The sequence below is a fragment of the Streptomyces tibetensis genome (genome assembly GCF_040647715.1).
GTDB lineage: Bacteria > Actinomycetota > Actinomycetes > Streptomycetales > Streptomycetaceae > Streptomyces > Streptomyces tibetensis_A.
In genome coordinates this window covers 537,468-558,444 of the sequence record NZ_JBEZCR010000003.1, presented here as the reverse complement: position 1 = coordinate 558,444, position 20,977 = coordinate 537,468, and the positions used below count along the sequence as shown (strand labels likewise).

General features: G+C 71.9%; 16 protein-coding genes and 1 pseudogene. 7 read left to right on the top strand and 10 right to left on the bottom strand.

Going from position 1 to position 20,977, the window contains the following annotated elements:
* Positions 1-101: 101 nt before the first annotated feature.
* The 6 genes from AB0B29_RS11240 to AB0B29_RS11215 all read right to left on the bottom strand — a co-directional run bounded on the left by AB0B29_RS11240 (position 102) and on the right by AB0B29_RS11215 (position 6,194).
* Entirely contained in the window at positions 102-1,121 is a 1,020-nt protein-coding gene (locus AB0B29_RS11240; protein ID WP_362237007.1) for a nucleoside triphosphate pyrophosphohydrolase, read from the bottom strand.
* 246 nt (positions 1,122-1,367) lie between these two features.
* Positions 1,368-2,018: a SurA N-terminal domain-containing protein gene (locus AB0B29_RS11235; RefSeq protein ID WP_362237005.1), complete on the bottom strand. Its 651-nt coding sequence runs from the start codon at positions 2,016-2,018 to the stop codon at positions 1,368-1,370.
* A gap of 143 nt (positions 2,019-2,161) precedes the next feature.
* Complete coding sequence (locus AB0B29_RS11230) at positions 2,162-3,661, bottom strand: serine/threonine-protein kinase (RefSeq protein ID WP_362237269.1); 1,500 nt, start codon at positions 3,659-3,661, stop codon at positions 2,162-2,164.
* 38 nt (positions 3,662-3,699) lie between these two features.
* A complete protein-coding gene (locus tag AB0B29_RS11225; RefSeq protein WP_362237002.1) occupies positions 3,700-4,332 on the bottom strand; it encodes a hypothetical protein in 633 nt (210 codons plus the stop codon).
* Between the two features lie 267 nt (positions 4,333-4,599).
* The gene (locus AB0B29_RS11220; RefSeq protein WP_362237000.1) at positions 4,600-5,346 is read right to left on the bottom strand and encodes an N-acetyltransferase; all 747 of its coding nucleotides are present in this window, start codon (positions 5,344-5,346) and stop codon (positions 4,600-4,602) included.
* Positions 5,347-5,417: 71 nt separating this feature from the next.
* Positions 5,418-6,194 (bottom strand): HNH endonuclease family protein, encoded by a 777-nt coding sequence (locus AB0B29_RS11215; protein ID WP_362236997.1) that lies wholly within the window; start codon positions 6,192-6,194, stop codon positions 5,418-5,420.
* Positions 6,195-6,356: 162 nt separating this feature from the next.
* Between AB0B29_RS11215 and AB0B29_RS11210 the strand changes: the two genes are divergently transcribed.
* The 3 genes and pseudogenes from AB0B29_RS11210 (at position 6,357) to AB0B29_RS11200 (ending at position 7,819) form a co-directional block, all read left to right on the top strand.
* Positions 6,357-6,542, top strand: coding sequence for an antitoxin (locus AB0B29_RS11210; RefSeq protein ID WP_053675779.1), 186 nt, complete (start codon positions 6,357-6,359; stop codon positions 6,540-6,542).
* 72 nt (positions 6,543-6,614) lie between these two features.
* A pseudogene (locus AB0B29_RS11205) lies at positions 6,615-7,277 on the top strand (SDR family NAD(P)-dependent oxidoreductase); the annotation flags it as partial.
* Positions 7,278-7,363: 86 nt separating this feature from the next.
* Positions 7,364-7,819, top strand: a complete 456-nt coding sequence (locus tag AB0B29_RS11200; RefSeq protein WP_362237266.1) for a MerR family transcriptional regulator — start codon at positions 7,364-7,366, stop codon at positions 7,817-7,819.
* A 110-nt stretch (positions 7,820-7,929) separates the two neighbouring features.
* Here the strand turns inward: AB0B29_RS11200 and mfd are convergent, their stop codons facing one another.
* The 3 genes from mfd to AB0B29_RS11185 all read right to left on the bottom strand — a co-directional run bounded on the left by mfd (position 7,930) and on the right by AB0B29_RS11185 (position 15,182).
* Positions 7,930-11,487 carry a transcription-repair coupling factor gene (mfd, locus tag AB0B29_RS11195; protein ID WP_362236993.1) on the bottom strand — a complete coding sequence of 1,186 codons (3,558 nt, stop codon included), beginning with the start codon at positions 11,485-11,487 and terminating at the stop codon, positions 7,930-7,932.
* Between the two features lie 330 nt (positions 11,488-11,817).
* Positions 11,818-14,397, bottom strand: a complete 2,580-nt coding sequence (locus AB0B29_RS11190; RefSeq protein WP_362236991.1) for an ABC transporter permease — start codon at positions 14,395-14,397, stop codon at positions 11,818-11,820.
* The gene (locus AB0B29_RS11185; RefSeq protein WP_362236988.1) at positions 14,394-15,182 is read right to left on the bottom strand and encodes an ABC transporter ATP-binding protein; all 789 of its coding nucleotides are present in this window, start codon (positions 15,180-15,182) and stop codon (positions 14,394-14,396) included. The genes AB0B29_RS11190 and AB0B29_RS11185 overlap by 4 nt, the downstream gene beginning before the upstream one ends.
* 469 nt (positions 15,183-15,651) lie before the next feature.
* Here AB0B29_RS11185 and AB0B29_RS11180 point away from each other — a divergent pair, with 469 nt between their 5' ends.
* The 4 genes from AB0B29_RS11180 (at position 15,652) to AB0B29_RS11165 (ending at position 19,932) form a co-directional block, all read left to right on the top strand.
* Complete coding sequence (locus tag AB0B29_RS11180; protein WP_362236985.1) at positions 15,652-17,145, top strand: MFS transporter; 1,494 nt, start codon at positions 15,652-15,654, stop codon at positions 17,143-17,145.
* Positions 17,146-17,164: 19 nt separating this feature from the next.
* Positions 17,165-17,674, top strand: a complete 510-nt coding sequence (locus AB0B29_RS11175) for a GNAT family N-acetyltransferase (protein ID WP_362236983.1) — start codon at positions 17,165-17,167, stop codon at positions 17,672-17,674.
* A gap of 165 nt (positions 17,675-17,839) precedes the next feature.
* Positions 17,840-18,322, top strand: coding sequence for a DUF485 domain-containing protein (locus AB0B29_RS11170; RefSeq protein WP_362236980.1), 483 nt, complete (start codon positions 17,840-17,842; stop codon positions 18,320-18,322).
* Positions 18,319-19,932, top strand: coding sequence for a cation acetate symporter (locus tag AB0B29_RS11165; RefSeq protein ID WP_362236977.1), 1,614 nt, complete (start codon positions 18,319-18,321; stop codon positions 19,930-19,932). The genes AB0B29_RS11170 and AB0B29_RS11165 overlap by 4 nt, the downstream gene beginning before the upstream one ends.
* Positions 19,933-20,049: 117 nt before the next feature.
* On the opposite strand, the gene AB0B29_RS11160 is transcribed toward AB0B29_RS11165, so the two are convergent.
* Entirely contained in the window at positions 20,050-20,937 is an 888-nt protein-coding gene (locus tag AB0B29_RS11160; RefSeq protein WP_362236975.1) for a cellulose-binding protein, read from the bottom strand.
* Between the last annotated feature and the right edge of the window lie 40 nt (positions 20,938-20,977).

Below are 20,977 nucleotides of genomic sequence, written 5' to 3'. Positions count from 1 at the left end.
ACCGTATCCGGCCCAGCAGCACCAGACCGAAGGCGAAGAGGTACAGCCGCCCCCGGCCGCTCACCCCTCGGCCTGCCGGATCCCGTCGCGGGACGCGCCGCTCAGCCCTCGGCCTGCCGGATCGCGTCACGGTACGCGCGGGCCGCTGCTCTGAGCGCCGCCTCCGGGTCGACACCCTCCGACTCGGCTCGGACGGCCAGGGCCAGCAGCTCGTAGCCGATGCCCTCGACGGGCGGGAGCGGTATCTCCAGGTCTGCTGTGCGGACACGGGAGGCCAGCTTGGCGGCGAGGGCCAGGCCGGGCTGGCCGAGGGGGATGCCCTCGGTGATCGAGGTGCGCTGTTTCTCGACCGCCTTGGTGCGCAGCCAGTGCTCCTTGACCTCCTCGGGGGTGGTGGCCGTCGCGTCGCCGAAGACATGCGGGTGGCGGTGGATCAGCTTGGCGACGATGCCGCCGGCCACGTCGTCGATGGAGAAGGGTTCCGTCCCGTCCTCCGGCCGCCCCTCCTCGGCGATGCGGGCGTGGAAGACGACCTGGAGGAGGACGTCGCCGAGCTCTTCGCGCAGTTCGTCACGGTCGCCCTCCTCGATCGCCTCGACGAGCTCGTACGCCTCCTCGATGCCGTACTTCGCCAGGCCCTCGTGGGTCTGCCGGGAGGACCAGGGGCATTCGACGCGGATGCGGTCCATGACCTGGACGAGGTCGAGGAGACGGGCGCCGGGGAGGTCGTAGGAGGCGGGCAGCAGCTCCAGCTCGGGCATGGCCACACGGCCGGTGCCGGCGAGGCGGGCCAGGCCGTCCGTGAGGGCCGGTTCCCCCTCGCCCGTCGCCACCACGACCACCGTGTGTCCCCCGGCGCAGGCGTCGAGCAGCTCCTGCGCGGTCGGGGACGCCTCGGCGACGGTGATCCCCGCCTCGCGCAGATACGGCAGCTGCGGATGCGTGCCGTCCGCGCACAGCACCCGGTCGGCCTGGTGCAGGGCCTGCCAGGCCGGCCAGGAGAGCAGGCCGGGGGCGACGCGGTGGCTGGTGGTGAGCAGGACGATGCGGCCGGGGGCGACGGCCGCGTCGGGAGCGGTCCGCTCGGGGCCCGGGGTGGCTTCGGGGCTGTTGGCGTTCACGGTTCGAAGCTATCCCACGCCGGCGACCGTGCCCGAAGTTGTCCACAGGGCCGGGGGCAGGTGCCCTCCGGGGGATATCCACAGGGCCGGAGGGGGGCCCGCAGGGCCGGTGGCGGGCGCCCGCCGAGCGGGGTTGTCCACAGGGCCGGGGCTGGTGTCCGCCGACGGGAGCCGTCCACAGGCCCGGGGGGCGGTGCCCACGGGGCGGGTCGTCCCTGTCTGCCCCCGGGGCCGCCCGTAGCTGCTCTACATGCCCTGCTGCTGCGTCTGCGCCGCCGTGACGTCCCGTACCCAAGGCGTCTTGGCCTCGGCAGGCCTGCTCTTCTGGACGTCCCAGGTGCCGTAGCGCGGGTTGAGGTCGACGTTCAGGTCCTTGGAGGCGTCGGAGAGGGCCTTCCAGAACTCGGGACGGTCGGTGTTCGTGCCCAGCTTCTCGGCGAGTTTCTGGGCCTCCAGCTGGAGGCGGAGGTTGTCGTCGAGGCGCTCGGGCGGGACGCCGTACTGCTGGAGCCAGGTCGTCTCCAGCCCCTTGGCACCGCCGGCCTGCTGTTCCAGACCGGACCGCATCACCTGGACCTCCTTGCGGGAGACGGTCACTCCGGCGTCCTCGGCGGCGCGGTGCAGTACCCGGTCCAGGACCATGGTGTGCAGGGTGTCGCGGGTGAGGGTGCCGGTCCTGGCGATGACCTGCTGGTACTGGGCCTCGTCCTGGACGGCCGCCCGCTGGGCCGCGCGTACCTCGCCGACCCGCTCTTCCAGCTGGGAGACGGTGATCCGCTGGCCGCCCACCACGGCTGCCGCGCCGGGATGCGCGTCGTTGCCGCAGGCGGTGAGCAGGGGCGCCGCGGCGGCGATCGCGGCGGTGAGGAGGAGCGCGGTGCGACGGCGGCGGTGCAAGGAGACCTCCTGAGGAGATTGTGCGACGGTGCACAAAGTCTTGCGGTGATCGATGGTAGGCAGTGACCAGGCTCTGGCCAACCCATTCGACCAACGATTCACCGGGACTTCCGGCACCGCCGCGCACCGTCCCGGGGCGGTCGTCAGCCGCGGACCTGCCCCAGCCACTGGAGCGTCCTGCGGATCTCCGCCCCCAGCGGGTGCCCGGGGCCGTGGGTGCGCTCCACGTCGTGCAGCAGCCGGGCCAGGGTGTCGTGGGCGGCTCCGCGGTCGCCGAGGGCGAGCTGGAGGTGCCCGATCCGGCGCCGGACGTCGTGCGCGAGCTCGGGTCCGCCGGCGGCGACGTACTGGTTCTCGTAGTACGGCAGCACCGCCCGGTACTCGGCGAGCGCCGCGGCCGGTTCACCCAGCTGTTCGAGGCATTGGGCGGCCTCGTAGCGGAAGCGCAGGGCCTGCGGGTCGGCCTGGCCCGCCTCGGCGGCGCGTTCGTCGGCGAGGCGGCGCAGCTCGGGCAGCGCGCGCCGGTACTGGCCGTCGTCCAGGAGCGTCGCGGCGTACTGCTTGCGCAGCGTGCGGAGGACCGGGGAGTGCGCGCCGTGCTGCTCCGCCGCGACGGGCAGGATCGCGCCGAGGACGTCGACGGCCTGGGTGATGCGGCCCTCGCCGAGGAGCCGCTTGACCTCGTCGACGGCGCGGACGATGTCCGTCATGCCCGTGGTCTCGGCGACGGGTGCGGCGGGCGGCGCGGGCTGGGGCGCCGGGGTGCGCGCACGATCCGGCCAGGGGGCGTGCGGGCGCAGGAAGGGGCGGGTGGGGTCCAGGGCCGCTCCGGTGGGCGTGCCGCGCGCCGGCAGGAGCGGCTCCAGGTGCTCGTAGACCTCCTGTGCGGAGGCGGGCCGGTGCTGCGGGTCCTTGGCGAGCAGGCGCAGGACGAGGGCCTCCAGGGCCTCGGGCACTTCGGGGCGGATGCGGCGGACGGGCAGCGGGGGTTCGTACAGGTGCCGGTGCAGGACGCCGAGGGCCGTGGAGCCGGAGAACGGCACGTCACCGCTGAGCAGTTCGTGCAGGACCACGCCGAGCGCGTACAGGTCGGTGTACGGGCCGACCGCGCCGCCCATGGCCTGCTCCGGGGCCATGTAGGCCGGCGAGCCGATGGGGGTGCCGGTGTGGGTGAGCCGGGTGGTGTCCGCGTCCATCACGGAGGCGACGCCGAGGTCGAGGACGGTGACACTGCCGTCCTGCTTCACCATCACGTTGCGCGGCTTGAGGTCGCGGTGGACGATCGGCACGGCGTGCACGGCGCTCAGCACGGCGCACAGCTGCGCGGCGACCGCGACCGCCCACTGCCAGGGGTACGGGGCGTGCTCGGCGAGGTGGCCCGCGAGGTCGGCGCCGTCGATGTACTGCATGACGAGGAACAGCTCCTCGCCCTCGCTGCCCGCGTCGTGCACGGTGACCAGACCGGGGTGGTCGACCTGGGCGGTCACCCGGCACTCGCGCACGAAACGGCGGCGCAGTTCCTCCGCGTCCTGGCCTGCGACCTTGTCGGGGCGCAGCAGCTTCACCGCCACACGCCGGTCGAGCCGCTGGTCGTACGCCGTCCAGACCTGGCCCATGCCGCCCTGCCCGAGGACGGTGGCCAGTTCGTAGCGGCCGGCGACGACTCGTCCTGCCGCCGCGGTCACCTTCCGTCCTCGTGATGGCCGTCCCTGTGACCCTCGCCCTCGTGCCGGCGCAGGTAGTCGCTGAGCTCGTCGAGCTCGGCGCGGACCTGGTCGATACGGGCGGGGGCCGGGCGCCGGGGGGACGAGGGTGGCTGCATCGGGGCCGGGGGCGTGTCGTGCGGGGCGGGGGCGTGGGGTGCGGGGGGCTGCGGGACGGGCGTGGAGGTGGGGGCGTAGGGCGGCGCGGGGTGCGGGTAGCCGTACGGGGTGTGCGCAGCGGTCGGGACGGTCGGCGCGTGGGGCGACGTGTAACCGGCGAACGTCCGCCGCTCGCCGTGGTGGCCGATGTCCACGACCAGGAAGTAGATGGCGGCACCCGCCCCGAGCAGCAGGATCAGGGCCAGCGCGATGTCGGTGCGGGCGTCGTCCTCCGGCAGCGAGCCGATCACGGCGAAGCAGGCGATGGACAGCGGCAGGCTCACCCAGGCCAGCACCCAGTCGAAGGCCCGGCCGCGCAGGACGGCCACCCGGAACAGCGGGACGCAGGCCAGCACGCCGCACGTGAGGAAACCGGCTGCGGCGAACAGCACGCGCAGGGAGATGACCGTTGCCGCGCTGCGAGGAGGCGGCGCCGCGCCGTGGCCGTACATGACTGCTCCTGGACCGGTGTGGCCGATGGGGACGGACGTGCGAGTGACTGAGCCCCCTGTAGGGGATTCCGAGCGTATAGCCCGACACGGACAACCGGTCACGGGTTGTACCGAACCGTTGTCATGCTGATCACTTCGTGTGAACAGCCCGCCCCCGACGGCCCGCCCCGAACCGGTCGTGCGCCGTGCGGCCGTGCGGCCGTCCCGTGCGTCATGTCCTACGACGGATGCCGCCTACGACTGGAAGTCACCTACGGCGGAAGTCACTTACACGGGGTGTCGCATCCACACGTTGGGTTCGACGTACACCGCGTATCCGCGCTCCGTCTCGCAGCGCACCGGCACGAGTGCGCCCGGCACTTCGATGTCGCCGTCGGTGTCGAAGGGCAGGCCCGTCCAGCGGCGCCAGTCCGCGAGCGGGGCGGCCACCGTCATGGATGCCGGTGCCACCGAGTCGATGGTGGCTCCGGCCCGGGCGTGGACGCGCAGCCACGGGTCCTGGGGCAGGCCGTCGGGGCGTACGCGATGGGCGTACTCCTCCATCGGCGTGTGCGGTTCCAGGTGTTTGGCGTTGGGGCGGACCGGGGCGACGACCTCGTGGAAGCCGCGGGCCCGGGCGTTGTCGCGCATGGCCGAGAGCATCACCGCGGACAGGCCGCGGCCCTGTGCCTGCGGGGCGATGGAGACCGAGATCGCGCTGACGGTGTCCGGCCGGACTCCGCGCCGAAGGTCGGAGAACGCCCACACCAGTACCGCGTCCCAGCCGTTGGCCGGCAGCCGGCCACCGCGGTGCTCGGCTCCGAGGGCGAAGGGCACGCTGTAGGCGTTCGCCACGATCTCGCCCTGCTCGTCCTCGGCGAACAGGACGTACTCCGGGAGTTCGGCGGCGATCCGCGGGAAGTGGGCGGCGCCCACGAGGTCCTGGATCACGAACTCCGGCCAGCTGTCAGCCATCCCGACGACCCGCTCCAGCATGTCCGGGCGGTCGGCGAGGCTCGATATCTTCGGTTGCATGTGATCACGGTAGGCAGGCGCGGCGACGCCAGGAACCGAATTACCGGGCGGACAACGGCAGGTGAGGGGCCTCACCCGCCGCACTGCTTCAGCATCATCTCCTTGTCGGGCGCCGTCACGGGGAGTTCGTACTTCAGCGACACCTGGGCGAAGCGGACCGAGTAGGCGCAGCGGATCTGCTTGTTCGGGGGCAGCCAGGACGCCGGGCCGGAGTCCCCCTTCGAGCCGTTGGTCGGGCCGTCCACCGGGACGAGGTTGAGCGGGTCGTTGGCGATGGACTCCCGCTTGTCCTTGGTCCAGCGCGAGGCACCCATCTGCCAGTCGTACGACAGCGGCATGACGTGGTCTATCTGGACTTTGATCGCATGGGACTTGGTCCACTCGATGACCTTCCCGGTGTAGGGGTCGTGCAGTGTCATCGAGGTGACGACGCAGTCCGATCCCGCCCGGAAGCGCAGGTCCTCTCCGTCCCGCTTCAGAAGGTCGTTGCGCGAGTCGCAGCCGTTGTGGGAGAAGGGGACGTCGCGCGGCGCCGAGTCCATCCAGGCGTAGCCGAACTTGTCCCGTTCGTAGCCCGTCCTGGGGCCGCGCCCCTTCGTCGCCACCTTCTCGATCAGGGCACGCGCCCTCTTCTTGTCCGCGCCGGAAGTGATGGCCGCCAGCCCCGGCTCGGTCCCGTCCGGGTTGTCCAGCGGGTTCACGGCCCGGCCGTCGCCGGCGGCCGGGGCCCCGGAACCGGAGGCGCCACCGCCGTCCGCGGGCGGGACCAAGCCCTCGCAGCCGGCCAGTGCCGAACCGGTGAACACCATCGCGACAGCCAGTGCCGCCCCGCCCCTCAGACGTCTCACCCTGCGCCCCTCCTCTGTCTGCCTGTTCCGCTCCGGCACGGGCGGCCCGTGCCCGGTCCCACGGTAGCGAGGAAGAGGTTCAGACCACATCGGCCCTCAAGGCGCATTCTTCGCATATCGCGCGTATCGTCGGTTCTGACTGACTTCCGGAGGGAGCTTTGCATGGGCATCTTCGACAAGTTCAAGAGTCAGGCGCGGCACAAGGGCAAGCAGGGCTCTGACACCGCGGAACAGCGGATCAACGAGAGGACCGGCGGCAAGTACGAGGACCAGGTCGACTCCGGCCAGCAGCGCGTCGAGGGCTCGCTGGGCATGGACCGCGACCGCGACCGGCCCGAACAGCAGTAAGGCCTCCCCTCCGAGGCCGTCCGCGGAGATCCAGACGCATCTCCCGCGGGCGGCTTCCCATGTCCGGGCAGCGCACACGTCGTGGTGGTGGGCCGCCGCGAGGGGCCCCTCATGGAGACCGCCGGCCATGCACCGGCCCTCATCAGCCCGCTCGTCGCCGACATCACCGCCGCCGACGGACCCGAGACCGTCGTCCGTACGGCACTCGACCGGCACGGCCGTATCGACGTGCTGGTGAACAACGCCGGGATCGTCGACGCCCGGTCGCTGCGCACCTACACACGCGCCACCGCCGAGCCCCTCCTCGCCACGAACCTCCTCGCCCCCGTCCTGCTCACCCAGGCAGCGCTCCCGGCGCTGGAGGCGAGCCGCGGTGTCATCGTGAACGTGACCACGGCGGTGGGGCAGCGCGGCTGGCCGGGCAATTCCCTGTACGCCGCCGGAAAGGCGGCCCTGGAGGTGCTCACCCGCAGCTGGGCCATCGAGCTCGCGCCCCTCGGGATCCGGGTCGCCGCCGTGGCCCCGGGCGCGATCGACACACCCATCGGGGACCACGCCGGCCACACTCCCGAGCAGCAGGCCGCGATCAGGACGTGGCAGCTCGCTCACACGCCACTCGGGCGGGTCGGCCGCCCCGAGGAGGTGGCGTGGGCGATCACACGGCTGGCCTCGCCGCAGGCCTCGTTCATCACCGGCGTGATCCTTCCGGTGGACGGCGGCGCGGTCGTCACCTGAGACTGACGCGCATGGCAGAAGTCGATGATCACGCGCATGCCGCGCTGGTGGGCGGCGACGCCGGTCGGCGCAGCGCGGCGCCCCGTGTGCGGATCGGTGAACTCGCCGAGGCGACCGGCACGACACCTCGCGCCCTGCGTCACTACGAGCAGGCGGGTCTCATCGCCTCCGAACGGGCCGCGAACGGCTATCGCCTGTACGACGCCGGTGCGGCGGTGCGCGTGCGCAACATCCGGCAACTGCTCGACGTGGGGCTGACGCTCGACGACGCACGAGTGTTCCTGCCGTGCCTGGACGGCGACGTCACGGCCGGTCCCGCCTCCGGGAAGGGGCTGCGGGTGGCCGCCGACCGTCTCGCGGTGCTGGAGGCCCGTATCGCGGCGCAGATCGCCGTCCGCGACCGGCTCGCGGAAGCCCTGCGCCGGGCGGGCTGCGGCACATCCGCACAACCCGTGGCCCCCCACAGGTCCGTCGGCAGCGCGCCGACGGACCCCGCGGTTGCGCACCGGGCCCCCGGCACCTCCGTACGACCGGTGGCCTGACGGCGGCTCAGCGGAGCAGGGGGACGTCGGCAACGCCCAACTGCCCCGCGGCCCGGTCACCGGCGTGTCAGCGCCGCCGCGTCACCAGGTGCGCGGCGCCCGCCCCGGCATCAGGACCCCAGCACCGACGTGAGGAACTCGCCCACCCACGCCAGCAGTTCCCGTCCGACCAGCGGCTTGCCGCCCACCTTCGCGGTCTTCGGGCGCGGCACCAGCACCTGGTGGACCGTCGGCTTGATGACCGTCCCGGGGTAGAGCCGCTTGAGCCGCAGCTCCTGCGACTCGCGCAACTCCACGGGCGCGAACCGGATGTTGTTGCCCTGCAGCACGATCTCGCCCACCCCGCACGCCCGCGCGAGCATGCGCAGACCGGCGACGAGCAGCAGGTTCTCCACCGGCTCGGGCAGCTTGCCGTAGCGGTCGACGAGTTCCTCGCGGACCGCCTTGATGTCCTCCTCCGAGTTGGCGGAGGCGATGGCGCGGTACGCCTGGAGGCGCAGCCGCTCGCCGGGCGCGTAGTCGTGCGGAACGTGCGCGTCGACGGGCAGCTCGATCTTGACCTCGAGCGGCGGCTCCTCCTCGATCTCACCGGTCTCCAGCTGACGCCGGTAGTCCGCCACGGCCTCGCCGACCATCCGCACGTACAGGTCGAAGCCGACGCCCGCGATGTGCCCGGACTGCTCGCCGCCGAGGAGGTTGCCCGCGCCGCGGATCTCCAGGTCCTTCATGGCCACGTACATGCCCGCGCCCATCTCCGTGTGCTGGGCGATGGTCGCGAGCCGCTCGTGCGCGGTCTCGGTCAGCGGCTTCTCGGGCGGGTAGAGGAAGTAGGCGTAGCCGCGTTCACGGCCACGCCCCACCCGGCCGCGCAGCTGGTGGAGCTGGCTGAGTCCGAAGTTGTCGCCGCGCTCCACGATCAGGGTGTTGGCGTTGGAGATGTCGATGCCGGACTCCACGATCGTCGTGGACACCAGCACGTCGAACTTCTTCTCCCAGAAGTCGACGACGACCTGCTCCAGCGCCTGCTCCGACATCTGGCCGTGGGCCGTGGCGATGCGCGCCTCGGGGACGATCTCACGCAGCCGGGCCGCCGCGCGGTCGATCGACTCGACGCGGTTGTGGATGTAGAAGACCTGGCCCTCGCGCAGCAGCTCACGGCGGATCGCGGCGCCGATCTGCTTCTCCTCGTAGGGGCCGACGAAGGTGAGCACCGGGTGGCGCTCCTCCGGCGGGGTGGTGATCGTCGACATCTCGCGGATGCCGGTGACCGCCATCTCCAGGGTCCGGGGGATGGGCGTCGCGGACATCGTCAGCACGTCGACGTTCGCGCGGAGCTTCTTCAGCTGTTCCTTGTGCTCGACGCCGAAGCGCTGCTCCTCGTCGACGATGACCAGGCCGAGGTCCTTGAACTTCGTCTCCGACGAGAACAGGCGGTGGGTGCCGATGACGATGTCGACCGAGCCCTCGCGCAGCCCCTCCAGGACCGCCTTGGCCTCGGTGTCGGTCTGGAAGCGGGACAGCGCCTTCACGCTCACCGGAAACTGCGCGTACCGCTCGCTGAACGTCCCGAAGTGCTGCTGTACGAGCAGGGTCGTGGGCACCAGGACGGCCACCTGCTTGCCGTCCTGGACGGCCTTGAAGGCGGCGCGGACCGCGATCTCGGTCTTGCCGTAGCCGACGTCACCGCAGATCAGGCGGTCCATGGGGACCGTCTTCTCCATGTCCTCCTTGACCTCGGCGATGGTGGTGAGCTGGTCGGGCGTCTCCGCGTAGGGGAAGGCGTCCTCCAGTTCGCGCTGCCAGGGGGTGTCCGCCCCGAAGGCGTGCCCGGGGGCGGCCATGCGCGCGCTGTAGAGCTTGATGAGGTCGGCGGCGATCTCCTTGACGGCCTTCTTCGCGCGGGCCTTGGTCTTCGTCCAGTCGGCGCCGCCGAGGCGGTGCAGGGTGGGGGCCTCACCGCCGACGTACTTGGTGATCTGCTCCAGCTGGTCGGTGGGGATGTAGAGCCGGTCGCCGGGCTGGCCGCGCTTGGCGGGGGCGTACTCGACGACCAGGTACTCGCGGGTGGCGCCCTGCACGGTCCGCTGCACCATCTCGATGTAGCGGCCCACGCCGTGCTGCTCGTGGACGATGTAGTCGCCCGGCTCCAGGGTGAGCGGGTCGATGGTCTTGCGGCGGCGGGCGGGCATGCGGGCGCCCTCGCGGCCGGACGCCTTCTGGCCCGACAGGTCCGTCTCGGTCAGGACGGCGAGGCCGAGGGCCGGGTCGACGAAGCCGTGGTCGATCGAGCCGCACGCCACGTGCACGACGGACGGGGAGATCTCGGCGAGGTCGGCGTCGAGGCGGGCCGCGATGCCCTCGCCGCCCAGCACCTCGACCGTACGGGCCGCTGGGCCGTGGCCCTCGGTGACGAACACGGTGCGCCAGCCGTCGGCGAGCCAGCCCTTGGTGTCGGCGAGGGCCTTGGCGGTGTCGCCGCGGTAGGTCTCGGGGGCGTGCATGCCCAGCTTGAGGGTGTCCCCCGCCGCGTCGGCGCCGTAGCTTTCGGTGAGCTCCTCGTCGGCGGCGAACGGCGACACCGACCACCACATCATGTCCAGCTCGCGGGCCCTGTCCCGGACGTCCGCGATGGACCACAGGGAGGCCGCGCCGACGTCGATGGGGGCCTCGCCGCCGCCGGCGGTGGCCGCCCAGGAGGCCTGGAGGAACTCCTGCGAGGTGGCCACGAGGTCCGACGCGCGCGTGCGCACCCGCTCCGGGTCGCACACCACGGCCATGGCGCCCTTGGGCAGTACGTCGAGCAGCAGCTCCATGTCGTCGACGAGGACGGGCGCGAGGGACTCCATGCCCTCGACGGCGATGCCCTCGGCGATCTTGCCGAGCAGTTCACCGAGCTCGGGGTGCTGTTCGGCAAGGGCGGCCGCACGGGTGCGGACGTCCTCGGTGAGCAGCAGCTCGCGGCACGGCGGGGCCCACAGGCCGTGCTCGGCGACTTCGAGGGAGCGCTGGTCGGCGACCTTGAAGTAGCGGATCTCCTCGACGTCGTCGCCCCAGAACTCGACGCGCAGGGGGTGTTCCTCGGTGGGCGGGAACACGTCGAGGATGCCGCCGCGCACGGCGAACTCGCCGCGCTTCTCGACGAGCTCCACGCGCGCGTAGGCGGCTGCCGCGAGGGCCTCGACGATCTCGCCGAGGTCCGCGCTCTGCCCGGTTCTCAGGGAGACCGGCTCCAGGTCGCCGAGGCCCTTGACCTGCGGCTGGAGCACGGACCGGACGGGTGCGACGACGACCGAGACGGGGCCGGTCTCGGGGTCGTCGGGGCGGGGGTGGGCCAGGCGGCGCAGCACGGCCAGGCGGCGGCCGACGGTGTCGCTGCGGGGGCTGAGCCGCTCGTGCGGGAGCGTCTCCCAGGACGGGTACTCCACGACCCCCTCGGCCGGGAGGAGGGAGCGCAGGGCCGCGGCCAGGTCCTCCGCCTCACGGCCCGTCGCCGTGACCGCCAGCACCGGGCGGGCCGTCTCACGGGCCAGGGCGGCGAGGGCGAAGGGTCGGGCGGCAGGGGGGCCGACCAGGTCGACGTGCATGCGGTTGCCGTCTGCGGCCGCCCTGATCGCTTCCGCGAGGGCGGCGTCCTTGACTACGGCGTCGAGCAGACCGTGCAGGCTCATTCGGGGCTTTCCGTCCAGGGAGGTGGGCAACACCACGGGCCCGACGCGCGCCGCGGGCCGGGGGGTCTCCAGCGTACGACGCTGCGCGGCTCGGTGTCGGGGCCTGTGGATGACGCCCCTGTGTGAGGTGCTCGGCGGTGTCGCAAGCACCCAGGGAGCTCCGCCCCCTGGGCCCCCGGGCCCCATGCCCACCCGCGGCCCGGAGCAGTCGAGGGGGAAGCCGGGCTCGCGGGTCCTCGAAACACCCCGGCGCCGGGTAGCCCTGGACTGGACTCCCCGGCGCCGGGTCCCCCGCAACCCCCGTGTGCGGTGGTTCTCGGTGACGGTCCGCTACTCCGTCGCGATGGCGTTGAGGACGTTCATCCGGCCCGCCCGGAACGCCGGGACGAGTGCCGCGAACAGGCCCACGAACGCCGAGCCGATGAAGACGCCGATGATCGTCGGCCAGGGGATGTCCAGGACCATGAGGCCCTCCAGCTCCAGCAGCTTTTGTGCCGTGGCGCCCCAGCCCATGCCCAGTCCGAGGCCCAGCAGGGCGCCGAAGAGGGCGATGACGACCGACTCCATGCGGATCATGCGGCGCAGCTGGCGGCGGGAGAGGCCGATCGCCCGCATCAGGCCGATCTCGCGGGTGCGCTCCACGACCGACAGGGCCAGGGTGTTCACGACGCCCAGGACGGCGACGATGATCGCCAGGGCCAGCAGGCCGTAGATCATGTTGAGCAGCTGGCCGATCTGGTCCTTCAGGGCGTCCTTGTAGTCGGTCTGGTCGCGCACGGTGTACTGCGGGTAGTCGCGCAGCGCCGACTTCAGGGACGTGTAGGCGGCTTCCTGCTGCCCCTCCGCGGCGCTGGCGAAGACCAGCGAGTCCAGCGGCATCTTGTCGGCCGGGACGTACTTGGCCATCGTCGAGATGGACGTGTACATCGCGCCCGCGTCGATCACGACGTCGCTGCTGGTGATCGCCCGGACCGTCAGGTCGGCCGCGGAGCCGTCCTTGAAGGCGACCTTGATCGTGGAGCCGAGGCGGATGCCGTGGTCCTTGGCGAACTTCTCGTGGACCGACATCGAGTCGGGCTTGTAGGCGTCGGGGAGCTTGCCGGCGACCGTCTCGGTGCGCAGGTCGGTCGCGTACGACGGGTCGGCCGCCGTGATCGCCGTGTCCTTGAGCGTCTTGCCGTCAGGGGTGGTGAAGTCGGCCTTGCTCCACTTGTACTCGGTGACCCGCGCCAGGTCCGGCGACGACTTCACGGCCTTGACCGCCTGCGGGGTGACCAGCTGGCCGCTGTCGGACTGGATGATGAAGTCCGCGCCGACGGTCTTGTCGAGCTGGTCGGTGGCGGACGCCACCATGGAGGAGCCGACCACGGACAGGCACGCCACCAGGGCGAGGCCGATCATCAGGGCGGCGCCCGTCGCGCCGGTGCGGCGCGGGTTGCGCAGGGCGTTGCGCTCGGCCATGCGGCCCACGGGGCCGAACATCCGCAGCAGGGCGGCGCCGAGGACACGGACCACGGCGCCGGCGAGCAGCGGGCCGATGACGACGAAGCCGATCAGCGACAGCACCACGCCGAGACCGAGCCACATCGAGCCGTCCGTGGCCTTGTCGGCCGCCGACGCGAGGTAGAGGGCGAAGCCGCCGGTGCCGGTGAGGACGGTGCCGATCGCGGCGCGGATCCAGCCGGCCTTGGCGTCGGCGGGGGCTCCCGCGTCGCGCAGGGCGGCCATGGGGGAGATCTTGCCGGCGCGCCGGGCGGGCAGGTAGGCGGCCAGCACGGTGACCACCACGCCGAGGACGAGGCCGACCACCGGGGTCGTCCAGGCCACGGTGAGGTCGTCGGTGGACAGTTCCATGCCCATCTGGCCCATGAGCTTCATCAGGCCGATGGCGAGGCCGACGCCCGCGCCGACGCCGAGCACCGATCCGACGACGCCGAGCAGCAGCGCCTCGGCCAGCACGGAGCGGTTGACCTGCTTGCGGGAGGAGCCGATGGCCCGCATCAGGCCGATCTCCCGGGTGCGCTGGGCGACCAGCATGGAGAAGGTGTTGATGATCAGGAAGATGCCGACGAGGAAGGCGATCCCGGCGAAACCGAGCATCGCGTACTTCATGACGTTCATGAAGCCCTCGACGTCCTTCTGGTTGGCGTCGGCGGTCTCCTTGGCCGTCTTCACCTGGAAACCGGCGCCGAGTTCGGCCGTGACGTTCTTCTTCAGCTGCGCGTCGCTGACGCCGGCGGCCGCGGTGACGTTGACGTTGGTGTAGACGCCGCTCTCGCCGACCAGGGTCTGCTGGGCCGTCTTGGTGTCGAGGTAGAAGATCGCGGCGCCGGGGTTGGTGACGGTGAAGTCGGCGATGCCGGAGACCTTCGCGGTGTGGGTGCCGACGGCGCTGATCACGCCGATCTCGTCACCGAGCTTCAGGTCGTGCTTGTCGGCGGTGTCGGCGTCGACCATGATCTGCTCCGGGCCCTTGGGCGCCGCCCCGGAGGTGATCTTCATGGTGCGGGCGTCGTTGGCGTTCCAGCTGCCCACGATGGTCGGGGCGCCGCTGGAGGGCGACAGGTTGTCCTTGTCACCGTCGACGACGGTCACCGAGGTGGAGAACACCGTTCCCTCGGCGGACTTCACGCCCTGCGCCTTGCGGACCTCGCCCAGCACGGAGGCCGGCATGACCGGCGGCTTGCCGTTGTCGGCGGTCGTCTCACCGGTGTCGGAGGCGCCCTTGGCGCTCACCGTCACGTCGGAGGAGGTGGCCGCGAAGAGCTTGTCGAACGTGGTCGACATGGTGTCCGTGAAGACGAGCGTGCCGCAGACGAAGGCGACCGACAGCAGGACGGCGATCGCGGAGAGCGCCATCCTCCCCTTGTGCGCGAAGAAGTTGCGCATCGAGGTCTTCATGACGGTCATGACGTGCGCCCCCGGGCGTCGAAGTCCTTCATGCGGTCGAGGACGGCCTCCGCGGTCGGCTTGTACATCTCGTCGACGATGCGGCCGTCGGCGAGGTACAGCACCCGGTCCGCGTAACTGGCCGCCACCGGGTCGTGGGTGACCATCACGATGGTCTGGCCCAGCTCGTCGACGGACCGGCGCAGGAAGCCGAGGACCTCGGCGCCGGCGCGGGAGTCGAGGTTTCCGGTCGGCTCGTCCCCGAAGATGATCTCCGGCCGGGCGGCGAGGGCCCGCGCAACGGCGACGCGCTGCTGCTGGCCGCCGGACAGCTGGGTGGGGCGGTGCTTGAGGCGGTCGGCCAGCCCCACGGTCTCCACGACCCGCGTCAGCCACTCCCTGTCCGGCTTGCGGCCCGCGATGTCCATGGGCAGCGTGATGTTCTCGATCGCGTTGAGCGTCGGCAGCAGGTTGAACGCCTGGAAGATGAACCCGATCCGGTCCCGGCGCAGCCGTGTGAGCTTCTTGTCCTTCAGACCGGTGATCTCGGTCTCGTCGAGGTAGATCTGGCCGCCCGTCACGGTGTCGAGTCCGGCGAGGCAGTGCATGAGGGTGGACTTGCCGGACCCCGAGGGGCCCATGATCGCGGTGAACTGGCCGCGTGCGATGTCCACGTCGACGTGATCGAGGGCGACGACCCGGGTCTCCCCGGATCCGTACGCCTTCACGACCTGCCGCGCCCGCGCGGCTACGGCCGTACGCCCTCCAGTACCCCCGTGCCTGGGAATGGTCACAGCCGAAGTCACGGTATGTCTCCTATATCGGTCAGCAGATGGTGAAGACGGTCGCCCGGTCGGCAGCCGCTGTGCGCGGTGCCTGATCAGGAATCCGTCCGACGCGTTTCAGTCTCGTGGCGGGGAGGGGTACCGCGCCCTGGTGTTCAGCGCAGTCTTGTGCTGTGGAAAACCCCACCCCCGCCGGTGTTCCGGACCGCCCCCCGGCGGCGTAAAGCCAGGTTAAGGAAGGCCCCCCGGCCCTCTCGTCCTCCGTCGGTACGAACCCTCCCCAGGTCGTAGTACGGAGGTACCCCTAGGGGCACTCCACCGGAGGGTGGAGGCCGTCTCAGGGTTCGCTCCACCCGTCGGCCCACTCAGGCTGCACCCTCCCGCTGCGTCGGGGTCAAGTGGGAAGCTTTCCGCGGCAGATAGCTGCAAGGGGCAGACATACGACGGGACCCGTGGCGCGGGCGCGGCCGGGGCGAGGGGGAGGCACCGGGTGGGCAGCACCAGTTCCGCGGCGCGGGAGGCCGCACGTCCCGCCGCGACCGGCCGGCGCGGAGCCGTCGTCGCGGCGTTGATGCTCTCGATGGCGCTGGCGGCGCTCGACGCGACCATCGTCTCCACCGCCGTCCCGCAGATCGTCGGGGACCTCGGCGGCTTCTCCGTCTTCTCCTGGCTGTTCTCCGGCTATCTGCTGGCCGTGACCGTCACCCTGCCCGTGTACGGCAAGCTCTCCGACACCTTCGGCCGCAAACCGGTCCTCATAGCCGGCTCGGTGGTCTTCCTGCTCGGGTCCCTGCTGTGCGCGCTGGCGTGGAACATGGGGGCGCTCATCGCCTTCCGCGTCGTGCAGGGCCTGGGCGGCGGCGCGCTGCAGGGCACGGTGCAGACGCTCGCCGCCGACCTGTACCCGCTGAAGGACCGCCCCAGGATCCAGTCGAAGCTCTCCACGGTGTGGGCGGTGTCCGCGGTCGCCGGCCCGGGCCTGGGCGGGGTGCTCGCCGCGTACGCGGACTGGCGGTGGATCTTCCTGATCAATCTGCCGATCGGCGCGGTCGCGTTGTGGCTGATCGTCCGTCACCTCCACGAGCCGGAGCGGGAAACCACCGCGCACGCGCGCGTGGACTGGGCGGGCGCGCTCGCGGTGTTCGCCTGCGGCGGCGTTCTGCTCACGGCACTGGTACAGGGCGGGGTGGCGTGGCCGTGGCTGTCGGCGCCCTCCCTGGCGCTGTTCGGCGCGGGACTCACCCTGGTCGCGGTCGTGGTGCTGGTGGAGCGCCGGGCGGCGGACCCGATCATCCCGGGCTGGGTGTGGCGGCGCCGCACGATCGCCGCGGTCAACCTGGCCCTGGGCGCGCTGGGGCTGCTGATGGTCGCGCCGTCGGTCTTCCTGCCCACCTACGCCCAGTCGGTGCTGGGCCTCGCACCCGTGGCCGCCGGATTCGTCCTGTCCGTATGGACGTTGAGCTGGCCGGTGTCGGCGGCCCTGAGCCAGCACGTGTACCGCAGGATCGGCTTCCGCAACACGGCGATGCTGGGCATCGGCACGGCCGCGCTGATCCTGTTCGCGTTCCCCTTCCTGCCCTACCCCGGGCAGGCGTGGCAGCCGACGCTGCTGATGCTGCTGCTGGGGGCCGCGCTGGGCCTGTTCCAGCTGCCGCTGATCGTCGGGGTGCAGTCGACGGTGGGATGGGCGGAGCGCGGCACGACGACCGCGTCCGTGCTGTTCTGCCGCCAGACCGGCCAGACCATCGGGGCGTCGGTGTTCGGCGCGGTCGCCAACGGGGTGCTGGCCGCGCGGCTCGGCGGCGCGGGCGACCTGGACTCGGTGACGCGCGCGCTCGACTCGGGCAGCGCGCCGGAGGCGACCAGGCGGGCGATCGCCGAGGCGGTGCACGCGGTCTACCTGGGGGCGGCGTGCGCGGCGGCCCTGGCGTTCCTGGTGCTGCTGTTCCTCGCGCCCCGGAAATTCCCGGTGCTGACGGACTGAGCCTCCGTATCCTCCCGCCATGGTGACCTTGGAGCCCCTGCGGGCGGATCACGCGGACGCGCTGCTGGCCTTCGAGCGGGAGAACCGGGCGTACTTCGCCCGCACGGTGCCGGACCGCGGGGACGCCTTCTTCACGCCGGAGGGGTTCGCCGCCCGCCTCCGGGCGCTCCTCGAGGAGCAGCACGCGCGCGTGTGCCGCTTCCACGTGGTCCTCGGGGAGGACGGTGAGCTGATCGGCCGGGTGAACCTGATGGACCTGGTGGGCGGCAGCGCCGAACTCGGTTACCGCATCGGCGAACAGGCCGCCGGCCGGGGCGTGGCGACGGCGGCCGTCGCGCAGGTGTGCCGGCTGGCGGCGACCGACTACGGCCTGACGTCCCTCACCGCGCGCACGACCCTCGACAACCCGGCCTCCATGAGGGTCCTGGTCCGCAGCGGTTTCGTCCGGGTGGAGAACACGACGGTGGGTGGACGGCCGGGGGTCCGCTACGAGCTCCGGCTCCTCGGGACGACCCGGACGAACGACTGAGTCAACGCGGGTAACCCCCGAGGCCGGAAAGGTAAGCGCATACCGACCGATCAGTTTGCCGAAACCCTCGCGTAGGACCCCTACTCCGAAGTAGCGTGCGTGGCTCCCGCCCCCCACCTCCCTGCGGCCCGCCGCACCGGATCCCACCTCGCAAGGAGAACCGGGATGTCCCACGACCCGTCCCCGCCCCACCGGTACCGACCACCCGATCCGTCCCCGTCCCACCGGTACCGGCCACCCGATCCGCCCGCGCCCTACGACCCGTACACGTACGACACCTACCCCTGGGCCCCGCAGGAGGCGCCCGAACCGGCCGGACGGCGTCCCCAGCGCCACGCCGCGCTCGGACACCACAGCGACCTGCGGGTCCTGCGCAGCGCCTACCGCTGGCAGCGGCGCGTGGCCACGCTCACGGCGCTCGGCTACTTCACCCTCTTCCTGATCCTGTCGGCGTTCGCGCCGTCGTTCATGACGAGCACCGTCACCGACGGCCTGCCCACCGGACTGCTGCTCGCGCTCATCCAGGTCCCCGTGACCTGGCTGGCGATCGCCCTGTACGAGCAGACGGCCCGCCGTCGCGTCGACCCGATAGCGGACCGGATACGCAAGCTGGCCGAGCTGGACGCGAAGCGGGAGGGGGCCCGATGACCACCGATTTCAGCGGTAACGCCCAGACGATGTCCCTGGTCGGCTTCTCCGCCGTCGCCACGATCACGCTGCTGCTGTGCGTGATGACCGGCCCCGACCGGGACGACCTGGACGAGTTCTACACCGGCTACAGCTCCCTGTCGCCCATGCGCAACGGCCTGGCGATCGCCGGCGACTACATCTCCGCAGCGACCGTCCTCGGCACCGGCGGTGTCATCGCGCTGTTCGGTTACGACGGGGTGGTGCTGGCGCTGAGTACGGCCCTGTCTCTGATGCTGCTGATGTTCCTGCTGGCGGAACCGCTGCGCAACGCGGGCCGGTTCACCATGGGCGACGCGCTGACCCGGCGCATGCCCGGACGCGGCGTCCGCATCGCGGCCTGCGGGGTGACCCTGGCGGCGCTGCTGCCGCTGATGCTCGTGCAGTTGGCGGGGACCGGGCAGCTGATGGCGTTCATCCTCGGCTTCTCCGGCGAGTCACTGCAGACGGGCTGCATCATCGGTGTGGGCGCGCTGATGATCAGCTACGCGGCGATCGGCGGCATGAAGGGCACCGCCCTCATCCAGATCCTGAAGATCGTGATGCTGCTCGGCTCCGGCCTGGTGGTCGCCGTGCTGATCCTGAACCGGTTCGACTGGGACCCGGGCGCCCTGTTCGGCGCGGCCGCACACAACAGCGGCGTGGGCGCGGGGTTCCTCTCCTCGGGCCTGCAGTTCGCCGGCGGTCCCAGCCCCGACTTGGACATGATCACCGCGCAACTGACGGTCGTCCTCGGCGGTGGTGTGCTGCCGCACGTCACCATGCGCATGTACACGGCCTCCAGTGCCCGGCAGGTACGGCGCTCGATGTCCTGGGCGGTGTCGGGTGTGGCCCTGTTCGTCCTCGTCATCACGGTCGTCGGCTTCGGCGCGACCGCGCTGGTCGGACGGGAGCTGATCGCGCAGGTCGACCCGCAGGGCAACACGGCGTATCTGCTGGGATCGCAGGCGGCGTTCGGAGCGGATGTGTCGGCGGCGGAGACGTTCCTGTTCACGACCGTCACGACGGCGGTCTTCCTCACGCTGCTCGCCTCCGTCGCCGGCATGATCCTGGCCTGCGCCAACTCCCTCGCGCACGACGTGTTCGCGGCCCGGGTGCAGGAGATGTCACCGCGCCGCGAGATGACCGTGGCGCGGCTGTCGGCCCTGGCCGTGGGTCTCCCCGCGATCCTGCTGGCCACCCAGGTCCAGCATCGCAGCCTGCAACCGCTGGTGACCCTGTCCTTCTGCCTGGGCGCCTCGGCCATCGCGCCCGCGCTGGTCTACAGCCTGTTCTGGCGCCGCTACACCCGAACGGGCCTGCTCAGCACCCTCATCGGCGGCTCCCTGGCCGTCCTGCTGCTGATGCCGGGCACCAACCTGGTCTCCGGCTCACCCGTCTCGGCCTTCCCCGAGGCCGACTTCAACTGGTTCCCGTTCACCACCACCGGCCTGCTCTCCATACCCCTGGGCTTCGCCTGCGGCTGGCTGGGCACGGTGGTCTCCGGCCACCGGCAGTCGGAGGAACAGCGCCACCAGTACGAGGCGGTGGAGGGCTGGATCCTGGCAGGCGCGGCCCGCAGGGACCACTGACACGGACGTCCCGGCGGCCGAAGCGGCGTACGTACGGTTCCGCCGCCCGGGCGGGACCGGGCGGCGGAACGGCGACCCGCCCGGCCCCGACGGCGGTTCATGCGACGACGCGCGGCATCACTCCGCCGCCACCTGTCCCGCCCAGTCCGTCAGGCTGGCGTGGATGTGGTCGATGTGGGCCAGAACGTGGTCTCGCTGCTCGGCGTGTTCACCGAGGAGCCGGTCCGTTTCCTCCTCCAGGGTCTCCTCGTGCTCGCGAGCCCGGGCGAGCAGCTCCGCCGCACGGGCCTGGGCCTCGTCCTCCAGATCCTGGGCGGACGCCTCCACGTCGGCGTAGGCCTGCTCCGCCTCGCACAACGCGTCGTGAGCGGCCCTCATCTCCTGCTCGTACTCGGTGTCGAGGGCGGCCGCCCTGGCCGCTTCCGCCCGTTCGGCCTCCGCCCACCGCTGGGCATGCTCCTTGTCCTGCTCGGCCAGCATCCCGGAGGTGCGCTGCTGCATCTCCCGCAGCGCGGCCAGCGCCTCGCCCCGCTCCTCCTGCGCCTCACGCCGGGCCGCGCCCCGGATCTCGTCGGCCTCGGCCTGCGCGGCGAGCAGCCGATGCCGGACGCGTTCGTCGGCATCGGCGCGTACCTCATCGGCGTGCGTCCGGGCGGACTCGCGCACGTCGGCCGCGGACTCCCGCGCCCCGTCCAGGAGGCGCGCCGCCTCGACGCGTGCCCCTTCCCGTACGGACTCGGCCTCCTGTCCGGCGAGTTCGAAGAGCTGCCGGGCCCGCTCGCCGAGCGTGTCGTAGTGCGGTGGGGCCAGTTGGCCCACGGCCTCGCGCAGCCGACCCAGTTCCTCGTCCATCTGCCGGGCGAGCACCGTCAGCCGGGCCGCCCTCTCCCAGGCCGCGTCCCGGTCCGCGGAAAGGGCCTCGGCGCACCGGTCTACCTGCTCGGGACGGTAGCCGCGCCCCCGCACGGCCGTGAAGCCGTGCGGTGACCCCGTCGTGCCGCTCATCCGGACCCCTCTCCACCACACCGATGTGACGCCACGTTAG

What these genes read in the sequence shown, in the direction of transcription:
- AB0B29_RS11225 (WP_362237002.1), bottom strand. Translation starts at nt 4,332, where the DNA reads ATGTACGGCCACGGCGCGGCGCCGCCTCCTCGCAGCGCGGCAACGGTC.
- AB0B29_RS11220 (WP_362237000.1), bottom strand. Translation starts at nt 5,346, where the DNA reads ATGCAACCGAAGATATCGAGCCTCGCCGACCGCCCGGACATGCTGGAG.
- AB0B29_RS11210 (WP_053675779.1), top strand. Translation starts at nt 6,357, where the DNA reads ATGGGCATCTTCGACAAGTTCAAGAGTCAGGCGCGGCACAAGGGCAAG.
- mfd (WP_362236993.1), bottom strand. Translation starts at nt 11,487, where the DNA reads ATGAGCCTGCACGGTCTGCTCGACGCCGTAGTCAAGGACGCCGCCCTC.
- AB0B29_RS11190 (WP_362236991.1), bottom strand. Translation starts at nt 14,397, where the DNA reads ATGACCGTCATGAAGACCTCGATGCGCAACTTCTTCGCGCACAAGGGG.
- AB0B29_RS11175 (WP_362236983.1), top strand. Translation starts at nt 17,165, where the DNA reads ATGGTGACCTTGGAGCCCCTGCGGGCGGATCACGCGGACGCGCTGCTG.
- AB0B29_RS11170 (WP_362236980.1), top strand. Translation starts at nt 17,840, where the DNA reads ATGTCCCACGACCCGTCCCCGCCCCACCGGTACCGACCACCCGATCCG.
- AB0B29_RS11165 (WP_362236977.1), top strand. Translation starts at nt 18,319, where the DNA reads ATGACCACCGATTTCAGCGGTAACGCCCAGACGATGTCCCTGGTCGGC.
- AB0B29_RS11160 (WP_362236975.1), bottom strand. Translation starts at nt 20,937, where the DNA reads ATGAGCGGCACGACGGGGTCACCGCACGGCTTCACGGCCGTGCGGGGG.